Origin of the sequence: Roseivivax isoporae LMG 25204, from assembly GCF_000521865.1 — a bacterium.
GTDB lineage: Bacteria > Pseudomonadota > Alphaproteobacteria > Rhodobacterales > Rhodobacteraceae > Roseivivax > Roseivivax isoporae.
The window spans coordinates 1-366 of the sequence record NZ_JAME01000181.1; the positions used below are offsets into that span (position 1 = coordinate 1).

Below are 366 nucleotides of genomic sequence, written 5' to 3' on the forward strand. Positions count from 1 at the left end.
GGGGGTCAGACCGCGCCGCGCTTCTCCTGCGACTGCTTCTCGCGGTCGTGCCAGGCCTTCGACACCGACTGCAGGTTGCCCTCGTCCCAGAACAGCGCCGGGTCGCCGCGATGCGGGACGATGTGGTCGACGACCGGGCTGTTCGGCGCCGGGTATGCGCCGATCAGCGCGACGCCGGTCTGGCGGCAGACGTAGCCGTCGCGCTCGAGGATGCGCAGGCGCAGCTTCTGCCACCGGCTCGTGTTCAGCCAGTCCGTCGACCGCCGCCCCGCGCCGTCCGGCTGGACCGAGCGGCGCAGGCGCGACCGGTCACGGCCCAGCCGTGATGGCAGACCACGTCCAGCCAGCGCGCCCATGCGTACCCCG

The 366-nt window shown here is 73.2% G+C and carries 1 protein-coding gene; it reads right to left on the reverse strand.

Annotated features, from left to right (window positions below; all coding sequences use genetic code 11):
• Positions 1-5: 5 nt before the first annotated feature.
• On the reverse strand, positions 6-366 hold a 361-nt coding region (locus RISW2_RS25330), incomplete at its 5' end, for an HNH endonuclease (protein WP_211238755.1).